This is a genomic window from Rhizobium lentis, assembly GCF_017352135.1.
GTDB lineage: Bacteria > Pseudomonadota > Alphaproteobacteria > Rhizobiales > Rhizobiaceae > Rhizobium > Rhizobium lentis.
Map to the genome: position 1 here is coordinate 3651742 of NZ_CP071454.1, position 23371 is coordinate 3675112.

A 23371-nucleotide genomic window follows, 5' to 3' on the forward strand; every position below is an offset into this window, starting at 1 on the left:
GAGATGATATCATGAGCACAGTTGCCACCACCGATCCGGTTCTGACGCCGGGGCAGGCGAGCGGGATCTCGCTTCGAAGCCGGCTGCAGGATGCGCTGCCGAAGATCGTGCTGGCGCCGAGCTTCGTCATCACGCTGATCTTCGTCTACGGCTTCATCGTATGGACGGCCTATCTGTCGTTCACCAATTCCAAGACCTTCCCCTCCTATCAGCTGACCGGGGCGCGCGCCTATCAGCGGCTGTGGCGCTGGACCTTCGAAAGCGACCCGCCGTCCTCCTGGTACACCTCGATCACCAACATGGCGATCTTCGGCTTCCTCTATGTCGGCATCTGTTTAGCACTCGGCCTGCTGCTCGCCATCCTGCTCGACCAGAAGATCCGCGGCGAGGGGTTGCTGCGGCCGATCTTCCTCTATCCGATGGCGCTGTCCTTCATCGTCACCGGGGTCGCCTGGAAGTGGTTCCTCGATCCCGGCCTCGGGCTCGAACAGACGCTGCACCACTTCGGCTGGACGAGCTTCCACTTCGACTGGATCAAGAACAAGGACTTCGTCATCTACACCGTCGTCATCGCCGGCGTCTGGCAGGCGTCCGGCTTCGTCATGGCGATGTTTTTGGCCGGTCTGCGCGGCATCGACGGCGAGATCATGAAGGCGGCTCAGATCGACGGCGCCTCGCCCTTGCAGCTCTACCGCCGCATCGTCATCCCGCTGCTGCGGCCGATCTTCCTGTCGGCCTTCATCGTGCTCGCCCATATGGCGATCAAGTCCTACGACCTGGTGGTGGCGCTGACCTCGGGCGGGCCTGGCGGCTCGGCCTGGCTGCCGTCCAACTTCATGTATGAATACACCTTCAAGCGCAACGAGATGGCCGTCGGCTCGGCCAGCGCCATCATCATGCTGATGACGATCTCGGCGATCATCGTGCCCTATCTCTATTCCGAACTGAAGGAGAAGGCCCGATGAGTGCGATCACCTCTCCGACGGTCGAAGGGTCGCATAGCAACAGCAACACCCGCTGGATCGGCCGCCTCGTCATCTACGGCCTGCTGGTGATCTTCGCCATCCTCTACCTGATGCCGCTCTTCGTCATGCTGACCACCTCGTTCAAGACGATGGACGAGATCCAGGGCGGCAACATGCTGGCGCTGCCGCAGTCGCCGACCTTCGATCCCTGGGTCAAGGCCTGGGGCGAAGCCTGCGTCGGGCTGACCTGCACCGGCATCAAGGGCTACTTCTGGAACTCGATCAAGATGGTGGTGCCGGCGGTGGCGATCTCCACCTTCTTCGGCGCGCTCAACGGCTATGTGCTGACCAAGTGGCGCTTTCCCGGCCATACGCTGGTATTCGGGCTGATGCTGTTTGCCTGCTTCATCCCGTTCCAGTCGGTGCTGCTGCCGATGGCCACCATCCTCGGTTCGCTCGGCCGCTTCGGCATGACGCTGCAGAACGCCACCGGCTGGAACTTCGGCTTCGGCAATTCGACGGTCAATCTGGTCTTCGTCCACGTCGTCTATGGCCTCGGCTTCACGACGCTGTTCTTCCGCAATTTCTACGAGGCCTTTCCGAGCGAGCTGGTCAAGGCTGCCCAGGTCGATGGTGCCAGCTTCTTCCAGATCTTCCGCCGCATCATGCTGCCGAACTCGCTGCCGATCATCGTTGTCACGGTCATCTACCAGTTCACCAACATCTGGAACGACTTCCTGTTTGCTTCCGCCTATGCCGGCACCGGTGACTCCATGCCGATGACGGTGGCGCTCAACAATGTCGTCAACACCTCGACCGGGGTGGTCGAATACAATGTCAACATGGCGGCGGCGATGATCGCCGCCGTTCCGACGCTCATCGTCTATATCCTCGCCGGCCGCTACTTCGTGCGTGGCCTGATGGCGGGCGCAGTCAAAGGGTAACCCATGGCTTTCCTGGAAATCTCCGGCCTCAGAAAGCGCTTCGGCGCCGTCGACATCCTCAAGGGGATCGACCTCGAACTCGAAAAGGGCGGCTTTCTCGTGCTGGTCGGCCCGTCCGGCTGCGGCAAGTCGACCCTGCTCAACACCATTGCCGGGCTGGAAACGATCACATCGGGCGAGATCAGGATCGACGGGCGGGCGATCAACGGCCTGCATCCCTCCAAGCGCGACATCGCCATGGTGTTCCAGTCCTATGCGCTCTATCCGAACATGACGGTGGCGGGCAACATCGCCTTCGGCATGGAGATGCGCGGCGTGCCGCCCGAGGAGCGCAAGCAGGCGATCGACAAGGTCGCCAAGGTGCTGCAGATCGGCCATCTGCTCGACCGCAAGCCGAGCCAGCTGTCGGGCGGCCAGCGCCAGCGCGTCGCCATGGGCCGGGCGCTGGTGCGCGATCCCAAGCTCTTCCTGTTCGACGAGCCGCTCTCCAATCTCGACGCGAAACTCCGCGTCGACATGCGCATCGAGATCAAAAGGCTGCACCAGGCGACCGGCAAGACCATCGTCTACGTCACCCACGACCAGATCGAGGCAATGACGCTCGCCACCCGCATCGCCGTGATGAAGGACGGCATCGTCCAGCAGTTCGGCACGCCGGCCGAGATCTACAACAATCCCGCCAACATGTTCGTCGCCGACTTCATGGGCTCGCCGGCGATGAACCTGGTCAAGGCATCGGTCGAAAACGGCGCCGGCGGCCTTGCCGTCTCGCTCGAGCGGCCGAATGCCGCCCCGCTGACGCTGCCCGTCACGACAGGCGCCAACGGCCTTTCCTCCTATGCCGGCCGGCAGGTGATCTTCGGCATCCGCCCCGAGGCGCTGACCGACCCCGACGGCGCCGACCGCAATGCCCGCTCGCTGACCGAAGGCGACTGCCTGATCGAGGTCGTCGAACCGGCCGGCTCCGACACCTTCGCCGTCACCAAGCTCGGTGGCAAGGAGGTCGTCGCCCGCCTGCGCGCCGATGCCGGCATCGCTCCAGGCCAGCACACGCGCCTCGCCTTCAACCTCGACAAGGCCGTGTTCTTCGATCCGGAAACACAGGCCCGGATCGCGTGATGTCCAGGTGTTAAGATGAGCAATTCACCTGACATAATCATCATCGGCTCCGGCGTCGGCGGCTCCACGGTCGCCGCCGGGCTCGCCGCGACCGGCGCTCGGATACTGATCCTTGAAGCCGGTGACCACATCGCCGATCTTGCCGTCAATCGCGACCAGCGCGCCATCTTCCAGCGGGGCCACTTCCGGCCGAAGGAGACCTGGTACGAAGCCGACGGCAAGGGCTTCAATCCCGGCAACTACTACAATGTCGGCGGGAATTCGAAATTTTACGGCGCCGTGCTGTCGCGCTACCGGAAGGAGGATTTCGGCGTCATCGAACACCGGGAAGGCGTGTCGCCGGCCTGGCCATTCCCCTACGAGGTTCTCGAGCCTTGGTACTCAAAGGCGGAACATCTCTATCAGGTGCGCGGCAACCTCGGTGAAGATCCTACGGAACCTTACCATTCGGCCGCCTACGAATATCCAGCCGTTCCGGATGAGCCGCCGATCGCCGATGTCAGGGCGCGGCTCAAGGGGAAGGGCCTGCATCCGTTTTCCCTGCCGCTCGGCCTCGATCTGGACGCCTGGCTCTCCAAGGCAAAAACGCCGTGGGATGCGCATCCGAACGCACGGGACGGCAAGATGGACGCCGAGACCGCAGCTCTCGCGGCGGCACTGAAACATGAGAATGTGAGCCTCGAAACCAATGCTCGGGTAACGAAACTCGAGACGGGAGTGGGCGGCCGGATCGACCGCGTGACCTATGTCAAAAATGGGAAGGCGGTGACCGTTTCGTCGAAGCTCATCATCCTTTCCGCCGGCGCGGTCCAGTCGTCGGTGCTTTTGCTGCGCTCGAAAAACGACCGCTTCCCAAGAGGGCTCGCGAACTCTTCCGACCAGGTCGGCCGCAACTTCATGAACCACAATGCGTCCGCGGTGATAGCGGTTTCGCCGAGGTTCAGAAATACATCGATCTACCAGAAGACCTTTGCGTTCAACGACTTCTATCTCTCTGACGGGGAGGGAGGGCCGCCGCTCGGCAATGTGCAGCTCCTCGGCCGCATCTCCGAAAGGGTCCTGAAGGGTTCTCTACCACAAGCGCCGGAATGGCTTCTGCGCTTCATTACAAGCCATGCCGTCGACTTCTATGCGATGAGCGAGGATGTTCCCAATCCGGAAAGCCGGGTCATGGTGGAGGGGGACCGGATCATTCTCCAATGGCAGCGAACCAACTGGGACGCTCATCTTGCGCTCGTCGCCAAGCTGAAGGCCATTCTGAAATCGATCGGATTTCCGATCGTGCTCTCGAGACCTTTCGACAAGCGCACGCCTTCTCACCAGTGCGGAACGATCCGTATCGGCAACGACCCCGCGACGGCGCCGCTGGACACTTACTGCCGTTCCCACGACCACGAAAACCTCTTCGTCGTCGATGCTGGCTTCCTGCCCACGTCGGCTGCGGTCAATCCTGCGCTCACAATCGCGAGCCAGGCGCTCCGCGTTGCAGATCACATTGCATCCAAGGACTTGCAGACATGTGTGCCGGGTTCGGAACACCTGGCGCCTGCCGGGCGGTCGCAGCAATAGGAAAGTCAAATGGCATTCGACTACATCATCACCGGCGCCGGTCCTGCAGGATGCGTGCTTGCAAACCGGTTGAGCGAAGATCCCGATATCCGCGTTCTCTTGCTGGAAGCAGGCGGCGGCGACTGGAATCCGCTCTTTCACATGCCGGCTGGGTTCGCCAAGATGACGAAGGGTGTCGCCAGCTGGGGATGGGAAACCGTTCCGCAGAAACACATGAAGGGCAGGGTGCTTCGTTATACGCAGGCGAAGGTCATCGGCGGCGGTTCATCGATAAACGCTCAGCTCTACACCCGCGGGAATGCTGCCGATTATAACCTCTGGGCGAGCGAAGACGGCTGCGAGGGCTGGGACTACCGTTCGATCCTTCCCTATTTCAAGCGTGCAGAAGATAACCAGCGCTTCGCCGACGACTACCACGCCTATGGCGGTCCGCTCGGCGTCTCGATGCCGGCTGCGCCGCTTCCGATCTGCGATGCCTATATCCGCGCCGGGCAGGAACTCGGCATTCCGTATAATCACGACTTCAACGGCCGCCAGCAGGCCGGTGTAGGCTTCTACCAACTGACGCAGCGCAATCGCCGCCGCTCATCGGCTTCGCTCGCCTACCTCTCGCCGATCAAGGGCCGGAAGAACCTGACGGTGCGCACCGGCGCGCGCGTCTCGCGCATCATCTTGGAGGGAACGCGGGCGGTCGGCGTGGAGATCGGGAGCTCGCGCGGGTCGGAGATCGTGCGCGCCGAACGCGAAGTCTTGGTTTCGTCGGGCGCGATCGGCTCGCCGAAGCTCCTTTTGCAGTCCGGCATCGGACCGGCTGATCATCTCAAGTCGGTAGGCGTCAAGGTGCTTCACGATCTGCCGGGTGTCGGCGGCAACCTTCAGGATCACCTGGATCTTTTCGTCATCGCCGAATGCACGGGCGATCATACCTATGATGGCGTGGCGAAGCTTCACCGAACGCTTTGGGCAGGGATACAATATGTCCTCTTCCGCACCGGTCCCGTCGCATCGTCGCTCTTCGAAACGGGCGGCTTCTGGTACGCCGATCCCGATGCACGGTCTCCCGATATCCAGTTCCATCTTGGCCTGGGCTCCGGTATCGAGGCAGGAGTCGAGCGGCTCAAGAACGCGGGCGTGACGCTCAACTCCGCCTATCTGCATCCACGCTCGCGAGGGACGGTCCGCCTGTCGTCATCGGACCCGAGTGCCGCGCCCCTGATCGATCCCAACTATTGGTCCGACCCCCACGACAGGACCATGTCCCTGGAGGGGCTCAAGATCGCGCGCGAGATCATGCAGCAGGCGGCGCTGAAGCCCTTTGTCCTGGCCGAACGGCTTCCCGGGCCGAAGGTCATGACCGACGAACAGCTTTTCGATTATGGCTGCGTCAACGCAAAGACCGACCATCATCCCGTCGGCACATGCAAGATGGGAACCGGCGCTGATGCGGTTGTCGGGCTTGATCTCAAGGTTCGCGGCCTGGAGGGTCTGAGAGTCTGCGATTCCTCAGTCATGCCCCGCGTACCCTCGTGCAACACGAACGCTCCGACGATCATGGTCGGCGAAAAGGGATCGGATCTCATTCGGAACCTGCCTCCGCTGCCATCCACCATCTTCGCCTATGAACGCAACGATACGCGGCCCCGGGCCCGCGCTGAAATCGGGTAGGCCCTGTCGAGAGGAACAACGACGATGTCTGAAGTGAAAGTTGCAGTGCTTGGCGCCTCGGGCTGGATGGGAAAGGTCCACACGATGGCCTATCAAACCTTTCCACATTTCTTCGGCGTGTCTGATGGGACGGCGCGGATCGTTGCTCTCGTCGAAGGCAACCCGAAGGCGGCCGAGGATCTCGCCAATAGGGCGCCTGGCGCAAAAATCCTTCCGGATTGGCACCAAGCGGTCGCCGATCCCGAGGTCGATCTGATCGATATCTGCCTGCCCGATCATCTGCACTACCAGGTGGCCAAGGCGGCTCTGCTGGCGGGCAAGCATGTCTATTGCGAGAAGCCATTGGCAAACACCGCCGAGGAAGCGCGGGAACTGGCCGATATCGCGAGGGAAAAGGGTGTCATTACGCGCGTCGGGCACGCCTTTCCGCGCAATCCCGTTCATGATCTGGCGAAGGACATCATTCGGTCCGGCGAAATCGGCGAGATCAAGCTGTTCCGCGGCTGCCAGCACGTCGATATGTATGGTGATCCCAAGGCACCTTTCATGTGGCGCGCCGACGGAAAGCTGGCCCCGACCGGCATCGTCGGCGATACCGGATCGCACATCTTCAGCTTCATGGATTTCCTGGTCGGCCGCGTCAGTTCCCTGATCGCCGACAATCTGATCGTCACCCCGCGCCGGCCCGTTGTCGAGGGCCTTGCTTATGGCGAGCAGGTAAAACTCACGGGCAACGAGACCTGGGCCGATATCACCAATCCCGACGCGACGAACCTGCTGTGCCGGTTCGAAAACGGCGCCGGCGGCATCGTCGATTTCAGCCGAGTCGCGACCGGCCGCAAGTTCATGCAGACCTACGAAGTCTACGGGACGAAGGGCAGCATCGCCTATACCTATGACGAAATAAACCGGCTGCGCTTCTATTCGAATGATGACCAAACCGGACGACGCGGTTTCCGGGAGATCGATGTCGGCCCTGAAAACCCCACCTTCCGCGCTTTCCTTCCGCTGCCGAACTTCGGCATAGGCTACAACGAAAGCAAGATCATCGAGGTGGCCGAGGTCATCCGTTCGATCGTCGCAATGAAACCGATGTGGCCGACATTCGATACCGGTCACCATATCTGCCAGATCGTCGACGCCTGCATGGAGTCTTCCCGGCAGAGACGTTGGGTCGATATCCCGCTGAATTGATTGTGATGCACCAATGACCATTGACGTTCCGCAGGAAATTCTCGATGCGCTGACCGATGTCGACATGCCGCGGCTTGCGCCGGAGGCTGCCGCTGCCTCAGTCGCCCGGCTCGCCGGCATCGATGTGCCGATCTACCGAGCCGGCTGCATCGTCGTCGGATCCGGCGCGGCAGGTTTGCGTGCGGCGGTGGAAATGAAGCGGCGCGGCGATGACGTCGTTATCGTCAGCCAGAGCGCATGGGGCGGAACTTCGGCCTGCTCGGGATCGGACAAGCAGACCCTTCACACCGCAAACACGGCCGATCAGGGCGACAATTACAAGGCGATGGCCCGCGCCATCCGCAGCGGCGGCGCCATGGACGAAGACACGGCTTATGTCGAGGCGGTGGGCTCGTCCCGCATGATGGCGTCGCTGCAGTTCTTGGGATTGCCGCTGCCGCAGGACCCGCTGGGCGGAACGCTGCGATATCAGACCGACCACGACGAGGTCGGCCGCGCCACCAGTTGCGGCCCGCGCACCTCACGGCTGATGGTCAAAGTGCTCGTCGAGGAAGCGATCCGGCTCGGTGTGCCGTTCTACAACCAGACGACGGCGGTCAAGATCCTCACCGAGGGCGATGGGGCGGACCGCCATGTCGTCGGCATCCTCGTCATGCGCGCCGGGGACCGTACGGAGAAGAACCCGCTCGGCATCGCGCTGTTCGCAACCAATGTGGTTGTGCTTGCGGCTGGCGGGCCGGGCGAACTCTATCGCGACAGCGTCTATCCCAATGGCTGCTTTGGGTCGCTCGGATTGGCACTGGAGGTGGGCATCGAGCTCGTCAACCTGACCGAAAGCCAGTTCGGTATCGGTACGCGCAGGGAAGGCTTCCCGTGGAATCTGTCCGGCACCTACGTCCAGGCGATCCCGCATATCTATTCGGTCGATGCCGAAGGCGCCGAGCATCACTTCCTGGGTGATTATTACCGCAGTACGCAGGAGCTTGCCTCGAACGTCTTCCGCAAGGGCTATCAGTGGCCGTTTCACGCAACGCGCATGCTCGATTTCGGCTCGAGCCTGGTCGATCTCGCCGTCTATCGCGAAACCGCTGCAGGGCGGAGCGTCTTCATGGACTTCAACCGCAATCCGCTGCCGGTGCCGGGCGATCTACCGTTCAGCCTGGAAAGGCTGGACGATGATGTCCGCCTCTATCTCGGCAAGGCCGGTGCCGATCAGGACAAACCGATCGAGCGGTTGAAACACATGAACCCGCTCGCGATCGAGCTCTATCGCCGCTACAAGATCGACATCGCCGAGGAGCCGCTCAAATTTGCGGTCAACAACCAGCACATGAACGGCGGTGTCATGGTCGATACCTGGGGCCGCAGCAATCTCAGGGGCTGTTACGCCGTTGGGGAGGCGGCAGGCACGCATGGCGTGACCAGACCGGGCGGCGCGGCGCTGAATGCCGGGCAGGTCTTCGGCACCAGGGCGGCGGAGCACATCAGCGCAAGCGGCAGGGCGAAGCGGGCCACAGCGGAGGATATCACCGCGACCGCGGAGGCAGGCATTGCCGCCCTTCAAGACGCTCTCCGCGTCGAAAGCCCGCTCACCGTCAAATCGATCCGCGCGGAAGTGCAGGCGCGAATGAGCGAGAAGGCCGGCATCCTCTGCGATCAGGAAAGTGTGGGCGGCGCCTTGATCGAAGCGCGCAGGTTAAATGCTGCAATTCGCGACAACGGCATCTTCTACGGCCGCGGAGCGGAAGCGGTTCGAGGCGTGCAATGGCGGCATATGGCGCTGGCATCGGAAGCCGTGCTCAGCGCGCTCGACTACTTCATCCGCAACGGAGGCGGCAGCCGTGGAGCCCGGGCCATATGCGACGTGCAAGGCGAATCCCTCCCGCTTGCACGCTCTGGTCCGTTGCAGGAGTATTGCTTCCGGGAGGAGTGCCCGGCGCACCGGGAGGAACAGATCGTCGTTCGGCTCGATGGCGACGAGATCAGGCTTTCAACCCGTCCGAACCGCAGCTTCGATGAAAGCGCCAGATCCTTCTTCGAGCGGGACTGGCCGGCCTGGCTGACAGGCCGCATCTATGGCCTTGCGACGGACGAGTGAAGCTCTGCCGATCAATCGGCATTCGGAACCGGCGGCGGAACCCGGACACGTTCGGTATCGTCGGAACCTTCGGCGACGGCTTCCTCGCTTTTGCGCACATTTCTCGGTGGATCCTTTCCTTCAACCGGCTTCGGCGACCGCTGGTCCTCGGCCGGGATCTCGTCGGTATTCAGGTAGTTTTTGCCTTCGTTCATCGCCGTCACTTCCGATTGGAAAATTGCGGGGCAGGGATGCGATCTTTCGGATCGGCGCGTCCTGTTTCGGGATCGGCATCGGTGGGACGGCCGCCCGCTTTCCGGCTATTGCCAATGTTGACCGGAGGCTTGCGCTGGTCGTCGATGTCGGTTTCCGGCAGCTCGTCGTCCTGGCTGTCCTCATTCAGTGACTTCGGCGGGATCTTTGCAGACTCAGGGATGAACTTGGTTGGCATCGGACAATCTCCTTTCATGCTTAACTCCCGCCGCCATTGCCGGTTCCCCGGCTCCTGGGACTCTCGCTTCAGGAACTTCGAGTTCGATCATGACAGGCGCGTGGTCGCTCGTATGCTCCCAACCTCGCGGTTTTCTCCGGACGGTTGCCGATCGCAGCCACGGCGCCACCGTCGGACTGAGCAGAAAGTGGTCGATCCGAAGTCCTGCGTCGCGCTCGAAACTGTTCCGCCAGTATTTCCAGAAGGTGTAGATGCGTTCGTCCGGATGCAGATGCCGGATGGCATCCGTCCAGCCCTGGGACACGAGTCGGGCATAGGCTTTGCGCACTTCTGGCCTGAAAAGCGCATCGTCTCGCCAGCGTTCCGGTTTGTAGACGTCGATCTCCGTTGGCATGACGTTGAAATCGCCGGCGAGGATGGAAGGCACCTCGATCTCGAGAAGTTCGGCGGCATAGGCGTGCAGGCGACGGAACCAGCGGAGCTTGTATTCAAATTTGGCACTTGGAAAGGGATTGCCGTTCGGCAGGTACAGGCACCCGATCAGAATGCCGTCGATGGCGGCTTCGATATAGCGGCTGTGCGTATCGTCGGGATCGCCGGGAAGCCCGCGCCGGGTCAGGATCGGCGTCTTGCCCTTTGCCAGGATCGCGACCCCGTTCCAGGATCTCTGTCCGTGCCAGACGGCGCCGTAGCCGGTCCGTTCGATCGCTTTTCGCGGGAAGCTGGCGTCGTCCGTCTTCAGTTCCTGAAGGCAGGCCACATCGGGGGCATCCTCCTTCAGCCAGCGCAGCAGGATGTCCAGCCGCCCGTTGATCCCGTTGACATTGTAGGTTGCGATCTTCATGAGACCTCTGAGGCGGTGCCGGCGATAATCGAAACCTTTAGGTGAGATGCCCTAGAAACGCTCCTGAGTTTCCTCCTCGGGAAGTCCCCGCCCGCAGTCGGCCCAGTCAAGACGGCTCTCCACGCCGTAATGACCGGCCGGTCGAATCCCTTCGGGGTGATCGAGCGAACCCACCGTCACGCGGATCAGCTCATCGTCGTCATATTGAAGAAAGAGCGGCGTCCCGCAATTGCCGCAAAAGCCGCGCGTCGCAATGGGCGACGACCGGTAAACAGCCGGGGAACCTTCCGTCCAGACGAGCCGCTCGAGCCGGGCCTGCACGAGAACTGCGAAAGGACCTCCGGTCGCCTTCTTGCACATGTTGCAATGGCAGTATCCCGAATGCGGCGGATCGCCGGCGAATTCATATCGACAGGATCCGCACAGGCAGCCGCCGGTCCATCGGGTCGCCATGGCGGGCGTCCTCAACGCGTCGCGCCGAAGACGAAGGCGATGCCGGCGACGATGGCTGCGGCCGTCAGCGGCTGTCGGCGTATCCGATCCTCGATGTCCTGGACGAAGCTCCTCGCTTCCGCCTTTGCCAGCCGGGCTGTTCCGGAAGCCAGCTGCGAGGCGGACTCAGCGATCCGCCCGGCTTCCTTCTGAAGCGCGCGCAGCTCCTCGCGGTCGACAGTATGCCCGGTCGACCGCAGAGCTTGATCGACCAACGTATCCTCTTGGTCAAGGGCGGTCGGATCAGGTTCCCGCTTCACGCGTTCGGCCGCCTCGACGTCGCTGCGGCCAGCGGGAATCGAGGTATGGGTGGCCGAGACCGGATCGGACGCCGGAAACGTGTCTTCGATCGCTTTGTCGAGTTCGCCCTTCCGGGCCTGTTTTCGCTGCTCTGCCTGCTCTTTTCGCATGGACTGGACGGCGGGCGATTCATTCGGATTTGGCATCGGGATTTCCTCTGTTGCACTTTGACAATCAAAGCGATGACAAAGAAAGAAGTTCCAGAAAATTGCGTCCGCGTCTCATGCGGCGCCACCTCTGCAAGAAAGCCGAGAATAGACGCGCCAAGGCAGCGCTTGCCGATGACATCGCTCGCATTTTGTGCGCATCCACACGGTGTTCTGCGAGGCCGGACCAAAGTCCAGCCTTTTCGTAGCACTTAGGTCCGGTTGCATTTAGTCTTCGAAAAGGCGAAAATTCTCATGCGTCCTAAGAGACGCAGGAACGGCGAAGAACGGATGAATGAGGCTATGGAATGACTGTCTCGAAACGGGATTTTCTGAGACTGGGCGGCAGCGCGGCCGTGGCCCTCGTGGCTGCCGCATCGCCGGTGACGATCGACCTCGGTGGCTCCCTTCGCATCCTGACGGTGAAATACGCACAGGCAAAAGACGGCAATAACGGGAACGGCAATGGGGGTGGCAACAGCGGCGGTGGCGGCAACAGCGGCGGTGGCGGCAACAGCGGCGGGAGTGGCAACGGCGGCGGCAGCAGCGGCAATAGTGGTTCCGGAAACAGCGGCGGTGGAAACTCCAAAAGCAACGCGGGATCCTCTTCCTCGGCAGCCGCGTCGTCGGCAGGGTCGGCAGCGAGAGCGACCGCAGGCTCCGACGGGTCGATCAATGTTCGCCACGCGAACGGCATCACCGAAAGCCTGCGCAGCGGCCGCTATATCATGAAGGATTCGAAAGGCAGGACGATCATAAGCCGGCAGGCGACAGCGCGCGATGCAAGCCGGCTGAGCCTTTTCCTTCGCTAAAGCAAAATGCGGAAAGGCGAGCCGTCTGGGCGGCAATTCGACCCGGCGCTAATGCCGTTCGCGCCATTGTAAAGCTGCCTCGGTCCTGTTTGAAACACCAAGCTTGCTCAGAATCTGGGTCATATGGTGCTTGATGGTCTTTTCCTGCAGGCCGAGACGCAGGGCGATATGTTTGTTGGAAAGGCCCCGAGCGACGAGATCCATCACCTCGCGTTCCCGCGGTGTCAGACTGTTCTTGTCGGAGCTTCCGTTTTGCAGGGAATTCTCCATGACCTTCGTCGACATTGTCGGTGAGATATACCGCGATCCGTTGAGGACGGTCTGGATTGCTTCGGCGAGACCACGCGAGCCGACACCTTTGAGCACGTAGCCCATCGCGCCCTGTTGCAGGGCTCCGAGCAACGTGTCCACCTCCTCGGATACTGTCAACATCAGCACTTTCGTCGTCGGGCTCCGTGACAGGACGTCGCCAATCGCAGCCAATCCGCCGCCGGGCATCGAGACATCGAGCAGCATGACGTCGGGACGGTTGTTCGAAGCGATCATGGCGGCGTCTTCGCTGCTCGCCCCTTCGCCAATGACCACGAAATCGCTCATCTCCGACAAGCTGCGCGTTACACCCTCGCGAAAAAGCGGGTGGTCGTCCACGACGCCGACGGTGATTGGTGTCATCTCTAGTCTCCAGCTTCCATAGGCTCGAAGGTCATGGTCACGGTCGTTCCGCCTTCGCCTGTCTTGATATCGAAGAATCCCCCCAGGCTGTCGACACGTTCGCGAAGCCCCGTGAGGCCGAGGCTTGTCGGCCTTACCGCCGTCGGGTCGAAACCATCGCCGCGGTCACTGACCTCGACACAAACATGACCGTCATGCGACACGGCTTTTACGGTCTGCTGAACGCCGCCGCCGTGGCGATAGGCATTGTTCAAGGCTTCCTGAATGAAGCGATAGATACAGATCTTTACGGCAGTAGCGAGTTCGGGTCCATCCTCATCGATGATCGTTTCGACAAAGGTTTCGGTCTTGCGCTGATGCGCCTCGACGACCCGCAGTACGATCTCGGTGATTGAGGACTTTTCGATCTGCGGGAGCACCAGTCCGCTGCAGATATTGCGGATCTCCGTCATGGCTTCGGCCAGGCTCGAGCGTATCCAGGCAAGTTCTTTTTCGCGCGCTTTGGGCTCGGTGGATGCATTGACCAATAAGTCGCTGTCCAGTCGCAGTGAAGCATAGGCAATGTGCTGTGCCGGACCGTCATGCAGATCGGCGCCGATGCTGCGCAGATATGTTTCGTTCAGCGCCGCCACCCGCTGCGAGGCGCGCTGCAGCCGCCGCTGGAGCCTGCGGTTTTCGGCCAGCAGCGCAGACAATTCCCTGACCCGTTCTTTGAGATCCTTGCGCTGCGCTTCTATCGTTCGGCTGCCCCGAAACACCAGAGCGGAGAGAACCAGGAAAAATATCCCTGTGACGGCGGCGACCGCCCCCCAGCTCTGCAGCCTGGCGTGCGCCAGGCTGTCCCTCAGGCCTTCCGCCGTCTCGTAGAATTCGAGGACGGCGACTGCCTGGCCGGACCACGGCTGGAGAACCGGATTGTAGATTTCCATCAGCGGCTTGCCCAGCGCACGCTCGGCGCCGCTTTCGGGGTCATCGGCGACGTCGTAGCGCGCAACGAGCGACCCGGCAAACGCCTTCTGCAGCTTGCCGTTTACCGGAAACTTCTGACCCACCAGCTCCTTCTCGTTCGAATAGAGGATGGTGCCGTCATTTCGCCACAGCTTGAACGAGACAAGGCGCCTGCCGAGTGCGCCTTGGCCGAGCGTTTCGTCAAGAGCCTGCGCGCTGCCCTCGTCCAGCAGCGATTCCGTTTGCATGTCGGGAAGCAGCGGCGCCACAACGCTGTCGACGTAAAGAGCCGTCGCCGCGCCGGAATTATGGATGACGGCGTCCTCGATGAGATTGGTCACGAGAATGCCCACCAGAAACATGGCGGCGATCGAGACCAAGCCACCCGCGATGAAAAATTGGGAGGCGAGTGATCGGGCATTCCAGCGGCGAAGCCAATTCATTTTGATACCGGCATGAGACTTTGCCGATTAACCTACAGCGTCTTTAGAGTTTTTCCAGACAGTATCAGGGCAGATTCCTTGTATCGAAGATCTCGGCGCCTCTGACGCTCTCGGTCAACCCGCTGTCGCCTGACATGGCGGCGCCGAAGACATAGAGGAGGCCGGCCAGAACGATAACAAGGGCGATGACGGAGGCATTCCAGGCGTCATTCACATGAGATCTGTTACTCCGGGGCATGTGCGGGTCTCCTTCTTTGCCGTTTCAAAACGACGCCGTCAGACATCCGTTCCCCTCGGGGGACTTCGGTCGAAGAGGCTTGGGACCTTGGTCCATCCCCGTGGACAACAGCAGATTCAACCATATTTCAAATTCGACGGAGTTGGATTTGGAGACTTCTGGTGACAATGTCCGAGAACATCGAAGGCGGCGCCGGCGCCGCATATGCCACCTCCGCCCCGTCATTCGGGTCAGGCGTGGCCGACCTTTACCAAACCCTTCTCGTGCCCATGCTTTTCCAACCCTATGCGTCGGAGATGGCAAGCGTCGCCGCACGATCGAAACCGGTCAGCGTGCTCGAAGTAGCGGCGGGGACCGGCGCCTTGACGCGCGCCCTGCGCGCGAGGCTCGATCCGGCGGCTGAGATTGTTGCCACCGATCTCAGCCAGGCGATGATCGATGTTGGCGCACCATCCCTGACGTTGTCGCGAACGCATTGGATGCACGCGGATGCGCAAGATTTGCCCTTCGCCCCCCTGATGTTCGATCTCGTCGCCTGCCAATTCGGCGTCATGTTCTTTCCGGACAAGCCGAAAGCTTACGGCGAGGCGAAGAGGGTGTTGCGGAGCGGAGGCCGTTTGCTGTTTTCCACGTGGGATTCACTTGCGGCCAACGACTTCGCAAGATGTGTGGACGAATGTCTGGCCGGTCTCTTCCCGTCGGACCCGCCGGATTTTCTGAGGCGTTTGCCATATTCTTACTTCGACCCCCGCGCGATCAAGGCCGACGTATCTTCAGCGGGATTCGAGGCGGTTTCCTGCAACCGAGTCAAGCTGACCTCCGCTGCGGCCACCCCACACGATGTCGCGGTGGCCTTCTGCCAAGGCTCGCCGCTCAGAGAGGAGATCGAATGGCGGGCGCCGGAGCGCATGTCCGAAATTGTTGACGAGGTCGCTGAGCGGGTTGCGTCGCGCCACGGTGTCCACCCTTCCGGCAGCATGAGCGCCTTGATCGTCGCCGGCCGTGCTCCCTGACCTCTAAGGGATTAGGCAATAGTTGGGGGAGGGAGGCTCGTGCATCGCGCGGACGACATGCTGTTCGATCTCGACACAGGTCTCGTCATATTCCCGCACGAGCTTCAGATTGAACCGCCGCCTTCGAAGGCGATCGCGCGCTTCGACCGCCATCTGATAGGCCTCGAAAAGCTCCAGCTGCCACGGGTCTCGCGCCTTCATGATCAGCGTCCGCATTTGCGGCAGACGCATCGCCAGGCGCCTGCGTCCAGCTTCCCGGCGGTTGGATCGTGTCATTTCCCCAGGTCTCTCGTCCAAGCCCGCAATGCCGCGGCCCTTCGATCCGACAATAGCGCCGGCAGCGAATATTGAAATCCAGACCAAAGCCCGGGATCCGTCAGACCGAGGTCCGGGGCCTGGAACGACCCAGTCCCCAACTAGTTGGTTTGGCAGCGGCAAGAAGGCCGTATCGAAAGAGAAGGAGGAAAAGATGCTCTTCAAGCTTATCGCAAGCGCAGCAACGGCCATGACCTTGATGTCGGGCCTCGCCTTCGCCCAGTCCTCGACCGTCAATGGTGCGGCCGGTGGCGCAGTCACCGGAGCGATTGTTGGAGGTCCAGCCGGCGCTGCTATCGGCGGCGTTGCCGGCGCAATCGTCGGCACGGCGATCGATCCGCCGCCGGAAAAGGTCGTCACCTATGTCCGCGAGGCGCCGGCGCCTTCGACACGCGTGGTCGTGAAGGAAAAGATTGTCGTCGGCCAGCCGCTGCCGGAAACAGTCGTCGTGACGCCCATTCCGGACGATCCGACCTATGCATACGCGGTGGTCAACGACGAGCGTGTCATTGTCGAACCGTCGTCTCGCAAGGTGATCCAGGTTATCAAGTGACCTGATCGCTCTCGCGGCTCTGTCGCGTTCTTCCTTTCGCAAACATCGTCAGATCGGCCGCACGAACAGGCGGCAACGTCGTCGTGCGGCCGACAAACAGAGAGACCGTTATGAAGTCCAGGACACTCGCGGGCTGATGACGCCGCGGCGGGTCAAGGAGACGAGCATGATCTATTCCGAAGAGAAATCCGCTGGCCTGGCAGTGCCGTTGATTGCCATCCTCTTGGCGATCGCCGGCATTCTCGCCGTGCTTGTCGCGACCGGCGGACACGGTAGTGCGGGCGCGCGCGTCTGGGTCCCACAGGCACACGAGCAGGGGGCGGGGCAATGAACGCCCTCGCGTCCGTCGCCTTTGGCATCGTCAGCTCCATCGGGGCCTGCATGGCCGCGGCATCGATTGCCTCTCATGTCGTGGCGGATTCCGAACCTCGCGCTTTCATGGATCTTGCCGCGCGCGATCTATGGACGACGAGACCGGTGAAAATCGATCCCCGACAGCAGCATTATGAACGAATTCCGCCTGTCTATTCCAGTTATGTCACCGACGCACCGGCGCCCGTGCTGACCAGGACGGCTTCGCAAGCGGCTCTCCCTGCGAACGAATTGCCGGCAGCGCAGCCGAAATTCACTGCCGAGCACCTTGCCTGGTGCGCGCAGCGTTACCGTTCTTTCGATCCTGCGACCAACAGCTATCGATCCTACAGCGGCGCTATCCGCGAATGCTCTTCGCCGTTTCACCAACATATTGCCGAAAGCGATGAGGGGGCCGGCGCGAAAGTGACTGCACAGGCGGCCGTCCGATGCTCCGCCCGCTACAGATCGTATCGACCGCAAGACAATACCTATCAACCTTGGGACGGGCCGCGCCGCAACTGCGACATGTCGGATCTCGTCGCGACGAGCAATTAACCATGGGCGGTCAAGCCGTACGAAATTGCACCGAGCTAACTAGCCAGACTAAAGTCCGTGTTGTAATCGCGACGGTTGTGATATCCGGTTGCATTTGAGGGCGGAGAGCGGGGATGGCGACGACGCTGATAGCAGAAATCCACCAGGCGCAGACAAGGCTTCCGTTCTTGAGCAGAGCGGAGCGGGGGGCACTTATTGTCCGCATCCTTCGCGAGCTGAAGATGCTTCGTCGGGATGTTCTCGGAAATGTGTCGGCCGACCGCTGTGTCTGGATCGACAAGCTTATTGCGTCGGTTTCTTCGACCGTATCGGATATCGTCAAGATGCCGGACGCTGAATTCAACCGTGTCCTGAACGAGTTCGAAAAGCTCATGGCGACGCTCCAAAACATTTCGCACCCGCAGAAGCCGCCAAAGACGGTTCACTAGCTTTCGCCCCGGCTTATACGGCGGCGGATCCTGACGGAGAAAGGCCGGGTCTGTAACGGCGGCTGATGATCCGGGGGAAGATCCGTACGACGGACCGCCGCGCCGGAAACCTATCCCGGTGCGGAAGCGTTGTCCCCTTATGAGCGAAACGGAATCTTCCGCCGACCAAGACGAGGGACCGCCCGGTGACGATGAGCCGAAGCCTGGCGCGGAGATTTCCTTTCCTTACGACAGGACGACCGTCGACCAATTCCGAAGACACTTTCCCCGGGCCCGCTGGAACGACGTCCGAAAGGCCTGGTTCGTTCCGGGCCGGACAGCATCCCGTCGCATCGGAAAATGGCTTGCCGGGCTGGAGACCGAAGCCGACGCGCATGCGGATGCGAAGGGGCGCGATGCCTTCGACTTCGATCCCATCGAAAGTCCGTATCTGACGCTCGCCAAGACCGGCTTTCGAATCCGCACGCCCTATTCAAAAACCGTCATCGACGAGTTGCACGAAGTGCCGTTTGCACGGTGGGACGGCGACCTTCACCTATGGCACGTTCCCTTCCGATCCTATGAGGAACTGAGGCGCCGATGGCCGGGCATCGAAGCGGCGGCTCGCAGAAACGAGCCGGACGAGCGACGGCGTCGCGCCGAGGAGCGGAAGGGAACCGAACAGGAGATGCGCCGCAGGCTTCGTGCCGCGGAACGAAGGCGTCGCCGTTACCCGCTCCCGGCCGACGACTTGCCGCCGATAGGACGTCCCGTGGCCATCATCTATGGGATCGTCGTCTTTACGGAGATTACGGGCGAACTGGTCGACCCCGGCCTTGTTGCGGAGTTCTATCCGGGTGTTGGCGAGTTTCACGTCTGGGGACATTGGCGTGTGCCTGTGCTCGAGGAACTCGTCCGTACCTGGCCCGCGAAAACGCCCCCGGTTGAGGGCGCCGAGTGGTGGCTGCCGACGATCGAAGAACTGAGGCCAGCGCGTCGGTCGGCAAGATCGCGCGAAGCCAAGAGGCACGCGAAGGCGACGTGACAGCAGCCTGCGGCTGGTCCGGCGAAACTTGTCGCTGAGGGTGTCAGCCAGCTTGGGAACAAATTCCCACATTGGCCATTTGTTGTCCATGAAAACAGCCCTGCCAATGTCGCTGCTTGCTCTGGCCCTCTCCATCGGCGGCGCCGCCGCGCGGGAGCTTCGACCCGAAGCAATCAATGTCGCTTCGATCGCTGACGTCGAGACGAAAAAGCCGCCACCTGCGGATCCGGACCCGGCGATCATCCGACTTCAGGTCCTGCTCGACCGTGCAGGCGCGTCTCCCGGGGTGATCGACGGCCTATCCGGCGAAAACGTCAATAAGGCGGTGGCGGGATTCGAGGCGATGAACGGGCTTTCTGTCGATGGCAGGCCGGATCCGGACGTCGTCTCCCGTTTGGAAGACAATGCCCCCATTGTCGACAGTTATGTCGTCTCGCCAGAGGACGCCACCGGCCTCGTGGACAGAATCCCCGAGGATTACGGCGAGAAGGCCAAGATGCAGAGCCTCGGCTATACCAGTGTTGCGGAGAAGCTCTCCGAGCGCTTCCACATGGGTCTCGATCTCTTGAACGCGCTCAACCCCGGTTCACGGTTTGCGCCTGGCGATAAGGTGTGGGTCGTCAATCCCGGCCCTCCCAGGGAAGGTAAGGTCAAGCGCATCGAGGCCGACAAGAAGACGGGGCAGGTGCTCGCTTACGGCGAGGATGGATCGCTGCTTGCCGTCTATCCCGCGACGATCGGAAGCGAGGACAATCCGGCGCCTTCAGGAAAGCACAAGGTCAAGGGCGTCGCGAGAATGCCGGTCTACCGATATGATCCGAAGCGCAACTTCAAGCAGGGAAAGAACGACAAGGTCTTGACGATCCCGAAAGGGCCGAACGGTCCGGTCGGCAGTGTCTGGATCGATCTGACCGAGCCGACCTATGGCATACACGGGACGCCGGAGCCGAAGCTCATCGACAAGGTCGGCTCGCATGGTTGCGTGCGGTTGACGAATTGGGACGCTGAAGAGCTGGCCGGCATGGTCAAGCCGGGCGTTCAGGTCGATTTCGTCAATCGCAGTCTGGCCGCTTCGAAGTGAAGCGCAGCCTCGGACGCGGCGGGGATCACGAAGCCTTGGCTTCGAAAGTCGGCGCAAAGTCACCCAGCGATTTCGCCTTGAGGATGGCGCCGCCGATATCCTGCTCCACGATCGCCTCGAGATCGGCGAAGCTGTCGATGACATAGTAGATCGGCTGGAGGATGTCGATGCGGTAGGGCGTCCGGAGCACGCTCATCAAATCGAACGGCCGAAATTCGCAGGCCGTGCCTTCCGTTGCCGCCTTCGCTTCGCTTGGCGAGGAGACGATGCCCGCGCCGAAGCAGCGGCGGCCTTGCGGCGTATTGATCAAGCCAAATTCGACGGTGAACCAGAAAATCCGGAACAGGTGCCATGAATAGCCCTTGCCGAGGCGCATGGCAGTTTCGCCGAAATGTCGGACGAAATTGGCATAGCTCTGGTTGGTCAGCAGCGGGCAGTGGCCGAACACCTCGTGGAACAGGTCCGGTTCCTCGATATAGTCGATGTGTTCGCGCCGGCGCAGGAAAGTGGCGAGCGGGAACTTGCCTTGCGACAGAAGCTCATAAAAGCGCGAAGGCGGAATGAGCGCCGGCACGCCTTCCACGCCGAAACCGGTGGTCTCGCTCAGGCGTCTGTTCACGTCGAGAAGCTGAGGTACTTTCTCCGGCCTGAGCCCAAGCAGTTTGACGCCATCCAGATATTCCTGGCAGGCCTTATCGGCCAAAAGCTTCATCTGGCGCCGGTAGAGTTCGCCCCAGATCGCATCTTCTTCGGGGGTGTAGTCGTAGAGGCCGTCCGGGCCGGGCAGTTTGGCAGTGTAGCTGCTTTCTTTGGTCATATCGGTATCCTCCCAGACGTAGCGATATTGCTGCCATTATGATCCGGCTTCGGAGGATTTTCTTTTCTTTCATGCTGGCTTTTGCCATGTTGGTGGCAGATCTTCCCATGTGTGGGGGCAGAAATGAAAGAAACTGGGAATTTTCGCCGCAAGCTTCTGCAACTCATCCAGGCCGACGGCACTCTGTCGCTGGCGGACCTGGCGGAAAAGGCCGGCATGTCGCAAAGCTCGGCCTGGCGGAAGATCCAGGAACTGGAAGCCGACGGTGTCATTCGCAAGCGCGTGACGCTGCTCGATCCCGGCAAACTCGACCTCAAGCTCTGCGTCATCGCGCATGTCACGCTCGAGGATCATCACGAAGAGGCGGTCGCCTCTTTCGCTTCAGTGGTGCTGGAGCGACCGGAAATCATGGAGTGTTACGCCCTGTCGGGCGCTTTCGACTACATGCTGAAGATCAGGGCGAGGGACGTCGAAAGCTACGAAGCCTTCATGACCCGCTACCTCATGCGCAACCCGCATGTGCGCACTGTCGTATCGAGCTTCGTGCTGCGCGAGTTGAAATTCTCGACCGAATTGCCGCTCTGACGCTTGCCGCCAAACGCGGCGGCGGAATCATCGCGTACTGTCGCCAAGTCAATGGCCCGGCATGTGCACCGGAAATCCTTCGAATGTCTTCAACGTGTCGAGCACGATCGACGTTTTCACATGCTGCACCGACTCGTGCGGCAACAAAACGTCGTTGACGAATTTTGAAAGGTCGGCCAGCCCGCGCGTCGCCACCTTCAGGTGATAGTCCATTTCGCCGGTCAGCGCATAGGCTTCGAGGACTTCCGGCAGCCCGTTGATCAGCTGCGAGAATCTGCGGGCATTGTCCCGATTATGGGTGGCAAGCGTCACCGAAATGACCACCAGCATATCGAGGCCCAGCTTCTGCTGATCGAGGTAGGCCCGGTAGCTGCGGATATATCCTTCGGCCTCCAGTCGCGTTCGCCTTCGTGAGCATTGCGAGGGTGAAAGCGCGATCCGCTCCCCGAGTTCGTTGTTAGTCAACCGGCCGTCCTTTTGTAGTTCCTGGAGCAGACGCAAATCCATTCTGTCGAGCTGTTCATCCATTGCAGAAAATCCCAAGAACTCTCACGAACCGTGCATAATATCTTCCTGAAGCATCAAGAATGCAAGAACTTTGCGCGCGTTTTGGTCCACACTTTGCGCAGTCAAGGTTCAATCTTCAGGAGGAGAAAATGGGCCCTTTTCCGCACGATGCGCCGCCCTCGGAAATTACCGCAGACAACCCGGCCGGCACCGACGGCTTCGAATTCGTCGAATTCGCTCATCCCGAGCCGGAGAAGCTCCGCGAGCTCTTCGCGCGCATGGGCTATATCGAGGTCGCCAGGCACAAGACGAAGGATATCACCGTCTGGCGACAGGGCGACATCAACTACGTCTTGAATGCAGAAGCCGGCAGCCATGCCGCTCGCTTCGTTGAAAAGCACGGTCCCTGCGCCCCGTCGATGGCATGGCGCGTTGTCGACGCCAAGCACGCCTTCGATCATGCGGTGTCGAAAGGCGCCGTTCCCTATGAGGGCGACGACAAGGTGCTCGATGTTCCGGCGATCGTCGGCATTGGCGGCTCGTTGCTCTATTTCGTCGAGACCTATGGCGCAAAAGGATCGGCTTACGATGCCGAGTTCGATTGGCTGGGCGAGCGCAATCCGAATCCGCCGGGCATCGGCTTCTACTATCTCGACCATCTCACCCACAACGTCTTTCGCGGCAACATGGACAAGTGGTGGGATTTTTACCGGAATCTGTTCAATTTCAAGCAGATCCACTTCTTCGACATCGACGGCCGCATCACCGGTCTGGTGAGCCGCGCCATCACCTCGCCCTGCGGCAAGATCCGCATTCCGCTGAACGAATCGAAGGACGACAACAGCCAGATCGAAGAATATCTGAAGAAGTACCGGGGCGAGGGCATCCAGCATATCGCCGTTGGAACCGAGGATATTTACGATGCGACCGATCGGTTGGCCGACAATGGCCTGCGCTTCATGCCGGGGCCTCCTGAGACCTATTACGACATGTCCTATGAACGGGTGAACGGCCATAGCGAACCTGTCGAACGCATGAAGAAGCACGGCATCCTGATCGACGGCGAAGGCGTGGTGAACGGCGGCATGACGAAAATCCTGCTGCAGATCTTCTCCAAGACCGTCATCGGCCCGATCTTCTTCGAATTCATCCAGCGCAAGGGTGATGAGGGCTTCGGCGAAGGCAACTTCCGTGCGTTGTTCGAATCGATCGAGGCCGATCAGATCAAGCGTGGTGTCATCGGGACGGCAGCGGAGTAAA

The 23371-nt window shown here is 61.1% G+C and carries 27 protein-coding genes and 1 pseudogene; 17 read left to right on the forward strand and 11 right to left on the reverse strand.

The features are described from left to right. Positions 1-11 precede the first annotated feature (11 nt). Genes J0663_RS17555 through J0663_RS17585 form a run of 7 tightly spaced genes read left to right on the forward strand, consistent with a single transcriptional unit; the run spans position 12 to position 9554 of the window. On the forward strand, positions 12-965 hold the full coding sequence (locus tag J0663_RS17555; RefSeq protein ID WP_207241667.1) for a carbohydrate ABC transporter permease: 954 nt from the start codon (positions 12-14) through the stop codon (positions 963-965). Next, on the forward strand, positions 962-1909 hold the full coding sequence (locus J0663_RS17560; protein ID WP_207241668.1) for a carbohydrate ABC transporter permease: 948 nt from the start codon (positions 962-964) through the stop codon (positions 1907-1909). Before J0663_RS17555 ends, J0663_RS17560 begins: the two co-directional genes overlap by 4 nt. 3 nt (positions 1910-1912) lie before the next feature. Next, the gene (locus J0663_RS17565) at positions 1913-3028 is read left to right on the forward strand and encodes an ABC transporter ATP-binding protein (protein WP_207241670.1); all 1116 of its coding nucleotides are present in this window, start codon (positions 1913-1915) and stop codon (positions 3026-3028) included. Positions 3029-3043: 15 nt separating this feature from the next. Further along, positions 3044-4597 carry a GMC oxidoreductase gene (locus J0663_RS17570; RefSeq protein WP_207241671.1) on the forward strand — a complete coding sequence of 518 codons (1554 nt, stop codon included), beginning with the start codon at positions 3044-3046 and terminating at the stop codon, positions 4595-4597. 9 nt (positions 4598-4606) lie between these two features. Continuing rightward, on the forward strand, positions 4607-6262 hold the full coding sequence (locus J0663_RS17575) for a GMC family oxidoreductase (RefSeq protein ID WP_207241676.1): 1656 nt from the start codon (positions 4607-4609) through the stop codon (positions 6260-6262). A gap of 24 nt (positions 6263-6286) precedes the next feature. Continuing rightward, positions 6287-7456: a Gfo/Idh/MocA family protein gene (locus J0663_RS17580; protein WP_207241677.1), complete on the forward strand. Its 1170-nt coding sequence runs from the start codon at positions 6287-6289 to the stop codon at positions 7454-7456. A 13-nt stretch (positions 7457-7469) separates the two neighbouring features. Next, on the forward strand, positions 7470-9554 hold the full coding sequence (locus tag J0663_RS17585) for an FAD-dependent oxidoreductase (RefSeq protein WP_207241678.1): 2085 nt from the start codon (positions 7470-7472) through the stop codon (positions 9552-9554). 11 nt (positions 9555-9565) lie between these two features. Here J0663_RS17585 and J0663_RS17590 read toward each other — a convergent pair whose 3' ends face one another. The 5 genes and pseudogenes from J0663_RS17590 to J0663_RS17610 all read right to left on the reverse strand — a co-directional run bounded on the left by J0663_RS17590 (position 9566) and on the right by J0663_RS17610 (position 11766). Beyond that, entirely contained in the window at positions 9566-9748 is a 183-nt protein-coding gene (locus J0663_RS17590; protein ID WP_207241679.1) for a hypothetical protein, read from the reverse strand. A gap of 5 nt (positions 9749-9753) precedes the next feature. Further along, complete coding sequence (locus J0663_RS17595; protein ID WP_207241680.1) at positions 9754-9984, reverse strand: hypothetical protein; 231 nt, start codon at positions 9982-9984, stop codon at positions 9754-9756. 64 nt (positions 9985-10048) lie between these two features. Next, a pseudogene (gene xth, locus J0663_RS17600) lies at positions 10049-10828 on the reverse strand (exodeoxyribonuclease III); the annotation flags it as partial. A 51-nt stretch (positions 10829-10879) separates the two neighbouring features. Next, complete coding sequence (locus tag J0663_RS17605) at positions 10880-11281, reverse strand: GFA family protein (protein ID WP_207241681.1); 402 nt, start codon at positions 11279-11281, stop codon at positions 10880-10882. A gap of 11 nt (positions 11282-11292) precedes the next feature. Next, on the reverse strand, positions 11293-11766 hold the full coding sequence (locus tag J0663_RS17610) for a hypothetical protein (RefSeq protein WP_207241682.1): 474 nt from the start codon (positions 11764-11766) through the stop codon (positions 11293-11295). 308 nt (positions 11767-12074) lie between these two features. Between J0663_RS17610 and J0663_RS17615 the strand changes: the two genes are divergently transcribed. Further along, positions 12075-12578 carry a hypothetical protein gene (locus tag J0663_RS17615; RefSeq protein ID WP_207241683.1) on the forward strand — a complete coding sequence of 168 codons (504 nt, stop codon included), beginning with the start codon at positions 12075-12077 and terminating at the stop codon, positions 12576-12578. Between the two features lie 48 nt (positions 12579-12626). Here the strand turns inward: J0663_RS17615 and J0663_RS17620 are convergent, their stop codons facing one another. From J0663_RS17620 to J0663_RS17630, 3 genes are all read right to left on the reverse strand, one after another. Further along, on the reverse strand, positions 12627-13250 hold the full coding sequence (locus J0663_RS17620; RefSeq protein WP_207241684.1) for a response regulator: 624 nt from the start codon (positions 13248-13250) through the stop codon (positions 12627-12629). Between the two features lie 2 nt (positions 13251-13252). After that, complete coding sequence (locus J0663_RS17625) at positions 13253-14641, reverse strand: sensor histidine kinase (protein WP_207241685.1); 1389 nt, start codon at positions 14639-14641, stop codon at positions 13253-13255. Between the two features lie 64 nt (positions 14642-14705). Next, the gene (locus tag J0663_RS17630) at positions 14706-14879 is read right to left on the reverse strand and encodes a hypothetical protein (protein WP_207241686.1); all 174 of its coding nucleotides are present in this window, start codon (positions 14877-14879) and stop codon (positions 14706-14708) included. A gap of 167 nt (positions 14880-15046) precedes the next feature. Here J0663_RS17630 and J0663_RS17635 point away from each other — a divergent pair, with 167 nt between their 5' ends. Then, the gene (locus tag J0663_RS17635) at positions 15047-15892 is read left to right on the forward strand and encodes a class I SAM-dependent methyltransferase (protein ID WP_207241687.1); all 846 of its coding nucleotides are present in this window, start codon (positions 15047-15049) and stop codon (positions 15890-15892) included. A 3-nt stretch (positions 15893-15895) separates the two neighbouring features. On the opposite strand, the gene J0663_RS17640 is transcribed toward J0663_RS17635, so the two are convergent. Next, positions 15896-16168, reverse strand: a complete 273-nt coding sequence (locus tag J0663_RS17640; RefSeq protein ID WP_207241688.1) for a hypothetical protein — start codon at positions 16166-16168, stop codon at positions 15896-15898. 193 nt (positions 16169-16361) lie between these two features. Here J0663_RS17640 and J0663_RS17645 point away from each other — a divergent pair, with 193 nt between their 5' ends. The 6 genes from J0663_RS17645 to J0663_RS17670 all read left to right on the forward strand — a co-directional run bounded on the left by J0663_RS17645 (position 16362) and on the right by J0663_RS17670 (position 20202). Then, on the forward strand, positions 16362-16760 hold the full coding sequence (locus J0663_RS17645) for a DUF1236 domain-containing protein (RefSeq protein ID WP_207241689.1): 399 nt from the start codon (positions 16362-16364) through the stop codon (positions 16758-16760). Positions 16761-16926: 166 nt separating this feature from the next. After that, complete coding sequence (locus J0663_RS17650; protein WP_207241690.1) at positions 16927-17091, forward strand: hypothetical protein; 165 nt, start codon at positions 16927-16929, stop codon at positions 17089-17091. Next, the gene (locus J0663_RS17655) at positions 17088-17669 is read left to right on the forward strand and encodes a BA14K family protein (RefSeq protein ID WP_207241691.1); all 582 of its coding nucleotides are present in this window, start codon (positions 17088-17090) and stop codon (positions 17667-17669) included. Before J0663_RS17650 ends, J0663_RS17655 begins: the two co-directional genes overlap by 4 nt. A gap of 113 nt (positions 17670-17782) precedes the next feature. Beyond that, the gene (locus tag J0663_RS17660; RefSeq protein ID WP_207241692.1) at positions 17783-18097 is read left to right on the forward strand and encodes a hypothetical protein; all 315 of its coding nucleotides are present in this window, start codon (positions 17783-17785) and stop codon (positions 18095-18097) included. Positions 18098-18236: 139 nt separating this feature from the next. After that, positions 18237-19121: a hypothetical protein gene (locus J0663_RS17665; protein WP_207241693.1), complete on the forward strand. Its 885-nt coding sequence runs from the start codon at positions 18237-18239 to the stop codon at positions 19119-19121. A gap of 88 nt (positions 19122-19209) precedes the next feature. Further along, on the forward strand, positions 19210-20202 hold the full coding sequence (locus J0663_RS17670; protein ID WP_207241694.1) for a L,D-transpeptidase family protein: 993 nt from the start codon (positions 19210-19212) through the stop codon (positions 20200-20202). Positions 20203-20227: 25 nt separating this feature from the next. On the opposite strand, the gene J0663_RS17675 is transcribed toward J0663_RS17670, so the two are convergent. Beyond that, complete coding sequence (locus tag J0663_RS17675; protein WP_207241695.1) at positions 20228-21019, reverse strand: phenylalanine 4-monooxygenase; 792 nt, start codon at positions 21017-21019, stop codon at positions 20228-20230. 123 nt (positions 21020-21142) lie between these two features. Between J0663_RS17675 and J0663_RS17680 the strand changes: the two genes are divergently transcribed. Further along, positions 21143-21604, forward strand: a complete 462-nt coding sequence (locus J0663_RS17680; protein ID WP_064801990.1) for an Lrp/AsnC family transcriptional regulator — start codon at positions 21143-21145, stop codon at positions 21602-21604. A gap of 48 nt (positions 21605-21652) precedes the next feature. Here J0663_RS17680 and J0663_RS17685 read toward each other — a convergent pair whose 3' ends face one another. Continuing rightward, the gene (locus J0663_RS17685; RefSeq protein WP_207241696.1) at positions 21653-22132 is read right to left on the reverse strand and encodes an Lrp/AsnC family transcriptional regulator; all 480 of its coding nucleotides are present in this window, start codon (positions 22130-22132) and stop codon (positions 21653-21655) included. A gap of 128 nt (positions 22133-22260) precedes the next feature. Here J0663_RS17685 and hppD point away from each other — a divergent pair, with 128 nt between their 5' ends. After that, positions 22261-23370 (forward strand): 4-hydroxyphenylpyruvate dioxygenase, encoded by a 1110-nt coding sequence (gene hppD, locus J0663_RS17690; RefSeq protein ID WP_207241697.1) that lies wholly within the window; start codon positions 22261-22263, stop codon positions 23368-23370. The last annotated feature ends 1 nt before the right edge of the window (position 23371 follow it).

Coding starts and splice junctions, on each gene's coding strand:
- J0663_RS17620 (WP_207241684.1), bottom strand. CDS start 13,250: ATGACACCAATCACCGTCGGCGTCGTGGACGACCACCCGCTTTTTCGC.
- J0663_RS17635 (WP_207241687.1), top strand. CDS start 15,047: ATGTCCGAGAACATCGAAGGCGGCGCCGGCGCCGCATATGCCACCTCC.
- J0663_RS17640 (WP_207241688.1), bottom strand. CDS start 16,168: ATGACACGATCCAACCGCCGGGAAGCTGGACGCAGGCGCCTGGCGATG.
- J0663_RS17645 (WP_207241689.1), top strand. CDS start 16,362: ATGCTCTTCAAGCTTATCGCAAGCGCAGCAACGGCCATGACCTTGATG.
- J0663_RS17625 (WP_207241685.1), bottom strand. CDS start 14,641: ATGAATTGGCTTCGCCGCTGGAATGCCCGATCACTCGCCTCCCAATTT.
- J0663_RS17575 (WP_207241676.1), top strand. CDS start 4,607: ATGGCATTCGACTACATCATCACCGGCGCCGGTCCTGCAGGATGCGTG.
- J0663_RS17650 (WP_207241690.1), top strand. CDS start 16,927: ATGATCTATTCCGAAGAGAAATCCGCTGGCCTGGCAGTGCCGTTGATT.
- J0663_RS17670 (WP_207241694.1), top strand. CDS start 19,210: ATGAAAACAGCCCTGCCAATGTCGCTGCTTGCTCTGGCCCTCTCCATC.
- J0663_RS17680 (WP_064801990.1), top strand. CDS start 21,143: ATGAAAGAAACTGGGAATTTTCGCCGCAAGCTTCTGCAACTCATCCAG.
- J0663_RS17630 (WP_207241686.1), bottom strand. CDS start 14,879: ATGCCCCGGAGTAACAGATCTCATGTGAATGACGCCTGGAATGCCTCC.
- J0663_RS17685 (WP_207241696.1), bottom strand. CDS start 22,132: ATGGATGAACAGCTCGACAGAATGGATTTGCGTCTGCTCCAGGAACTA.
- J0663_RS17555 (WP_207241667.1), top strand. CDS start 12: ATGAGCACAGTTGCCACCACCGATCCGGTTCTGACGCCGGGGCAGGCG.
- J0663_RS17660 (WP_207241692.1), top strand. CDS start 17,783: ATGGCGACGACGCTGATAGCAGAAATCCACCAGGCGCAGACAAGGCTT.
- J0663_RS17655 (WP_207241691.1), top strand. CDS start 17,088: ATGAACGCCCTCGCGTCCGTCGCCTTTGGCATCGTCAGCTCCATCGGG.
- J0663_RS17590 (WP_207241679.1), bottom strand. CDS start 9,748: ATGAACGAAGGCAAAAACTACCTGAATACCGACGAGATCCCGGCCGAG.
- J0663_RS17595 (WP_207241680.1), bottom strand. CDS start 9,984: ATGCCAACCAAGTTCATCCCTGAGTCTGCAAAGATCCCGCCGAAGTCA.
- J0663_RS17570 (WP_207241671.1), top strand. CDS start 3,044: ATGAGCAATTCACCTGACATAATCATCATCGGCTCCGGCGTCGGCGGC.
- J0663_RS17585 (WP_207241678.1), top strand. CDS start 7,470: ATGACCATTGACGTTCCGCAGGAAATTCTCGATGCGCTGACCGATGTC.
- J0663_RS17560 (WP_207241668.1), top strand. CDS start 962: ATGAGTGCGATCACCTCTCCGACGGTCGAAGGGTCGCATAGCAACAGC.
- J0663_RS17605 (WP_207241681.1), bottom strand. CDS start 11,281: ATGGCGACCCGATGGACCGGCGGCTGCCTGTGCGGATCCTGTCGATAT.
- J0663_RS17565 (WP_207241670.1), top strand. CDS start 1,913: ATGGCTTTCCTGGAAATCTCCGGCCTCAGAAAGCGCTTCGGCGCCGTC.
- J0663_RS17610 (WP_207241682.1), bottom strand. CDS start 11,766: ATGCCAAATCCGAATGAATCGCCCGCCGTCCAGTCCATGCGAAAAGAG.
- hppD (WP_207241697.1), top strand. CDS start 22,261: ATGGGCCCTTTTCCGCACGATGCGCCGCCCTCGGAAATTACCGCAGAC.
- J0663_RS17675 (WP_207241695.1), bottom strand. CDS start 21,019: ATGACCAAAGAAAGCAGCTACACTGCCAAACTGCCCGGCCCGGACGGC.
- J0663_RS17615 (WP_207241683.1), top strand. CDS start 12,075: ATGACTGTCTCGAAACGGGATTTTCTGAGACTGGGCGGCAGCGCGGCC.
- J0663_RS17580 (WP_207241677.1), top strand. CDS start 6,287: ATGTCTGAAGTGAAAGTTGCAGTGCTTGGCGCCTCGGGCTGGATGGGA.
- J0663_RS17665 (WP_207241693.1), top strand. CDS start 18,237: ATGAGCGAAACGGAATCTTCCGCCGACCAAGACGAGGGACCGCCCGGT.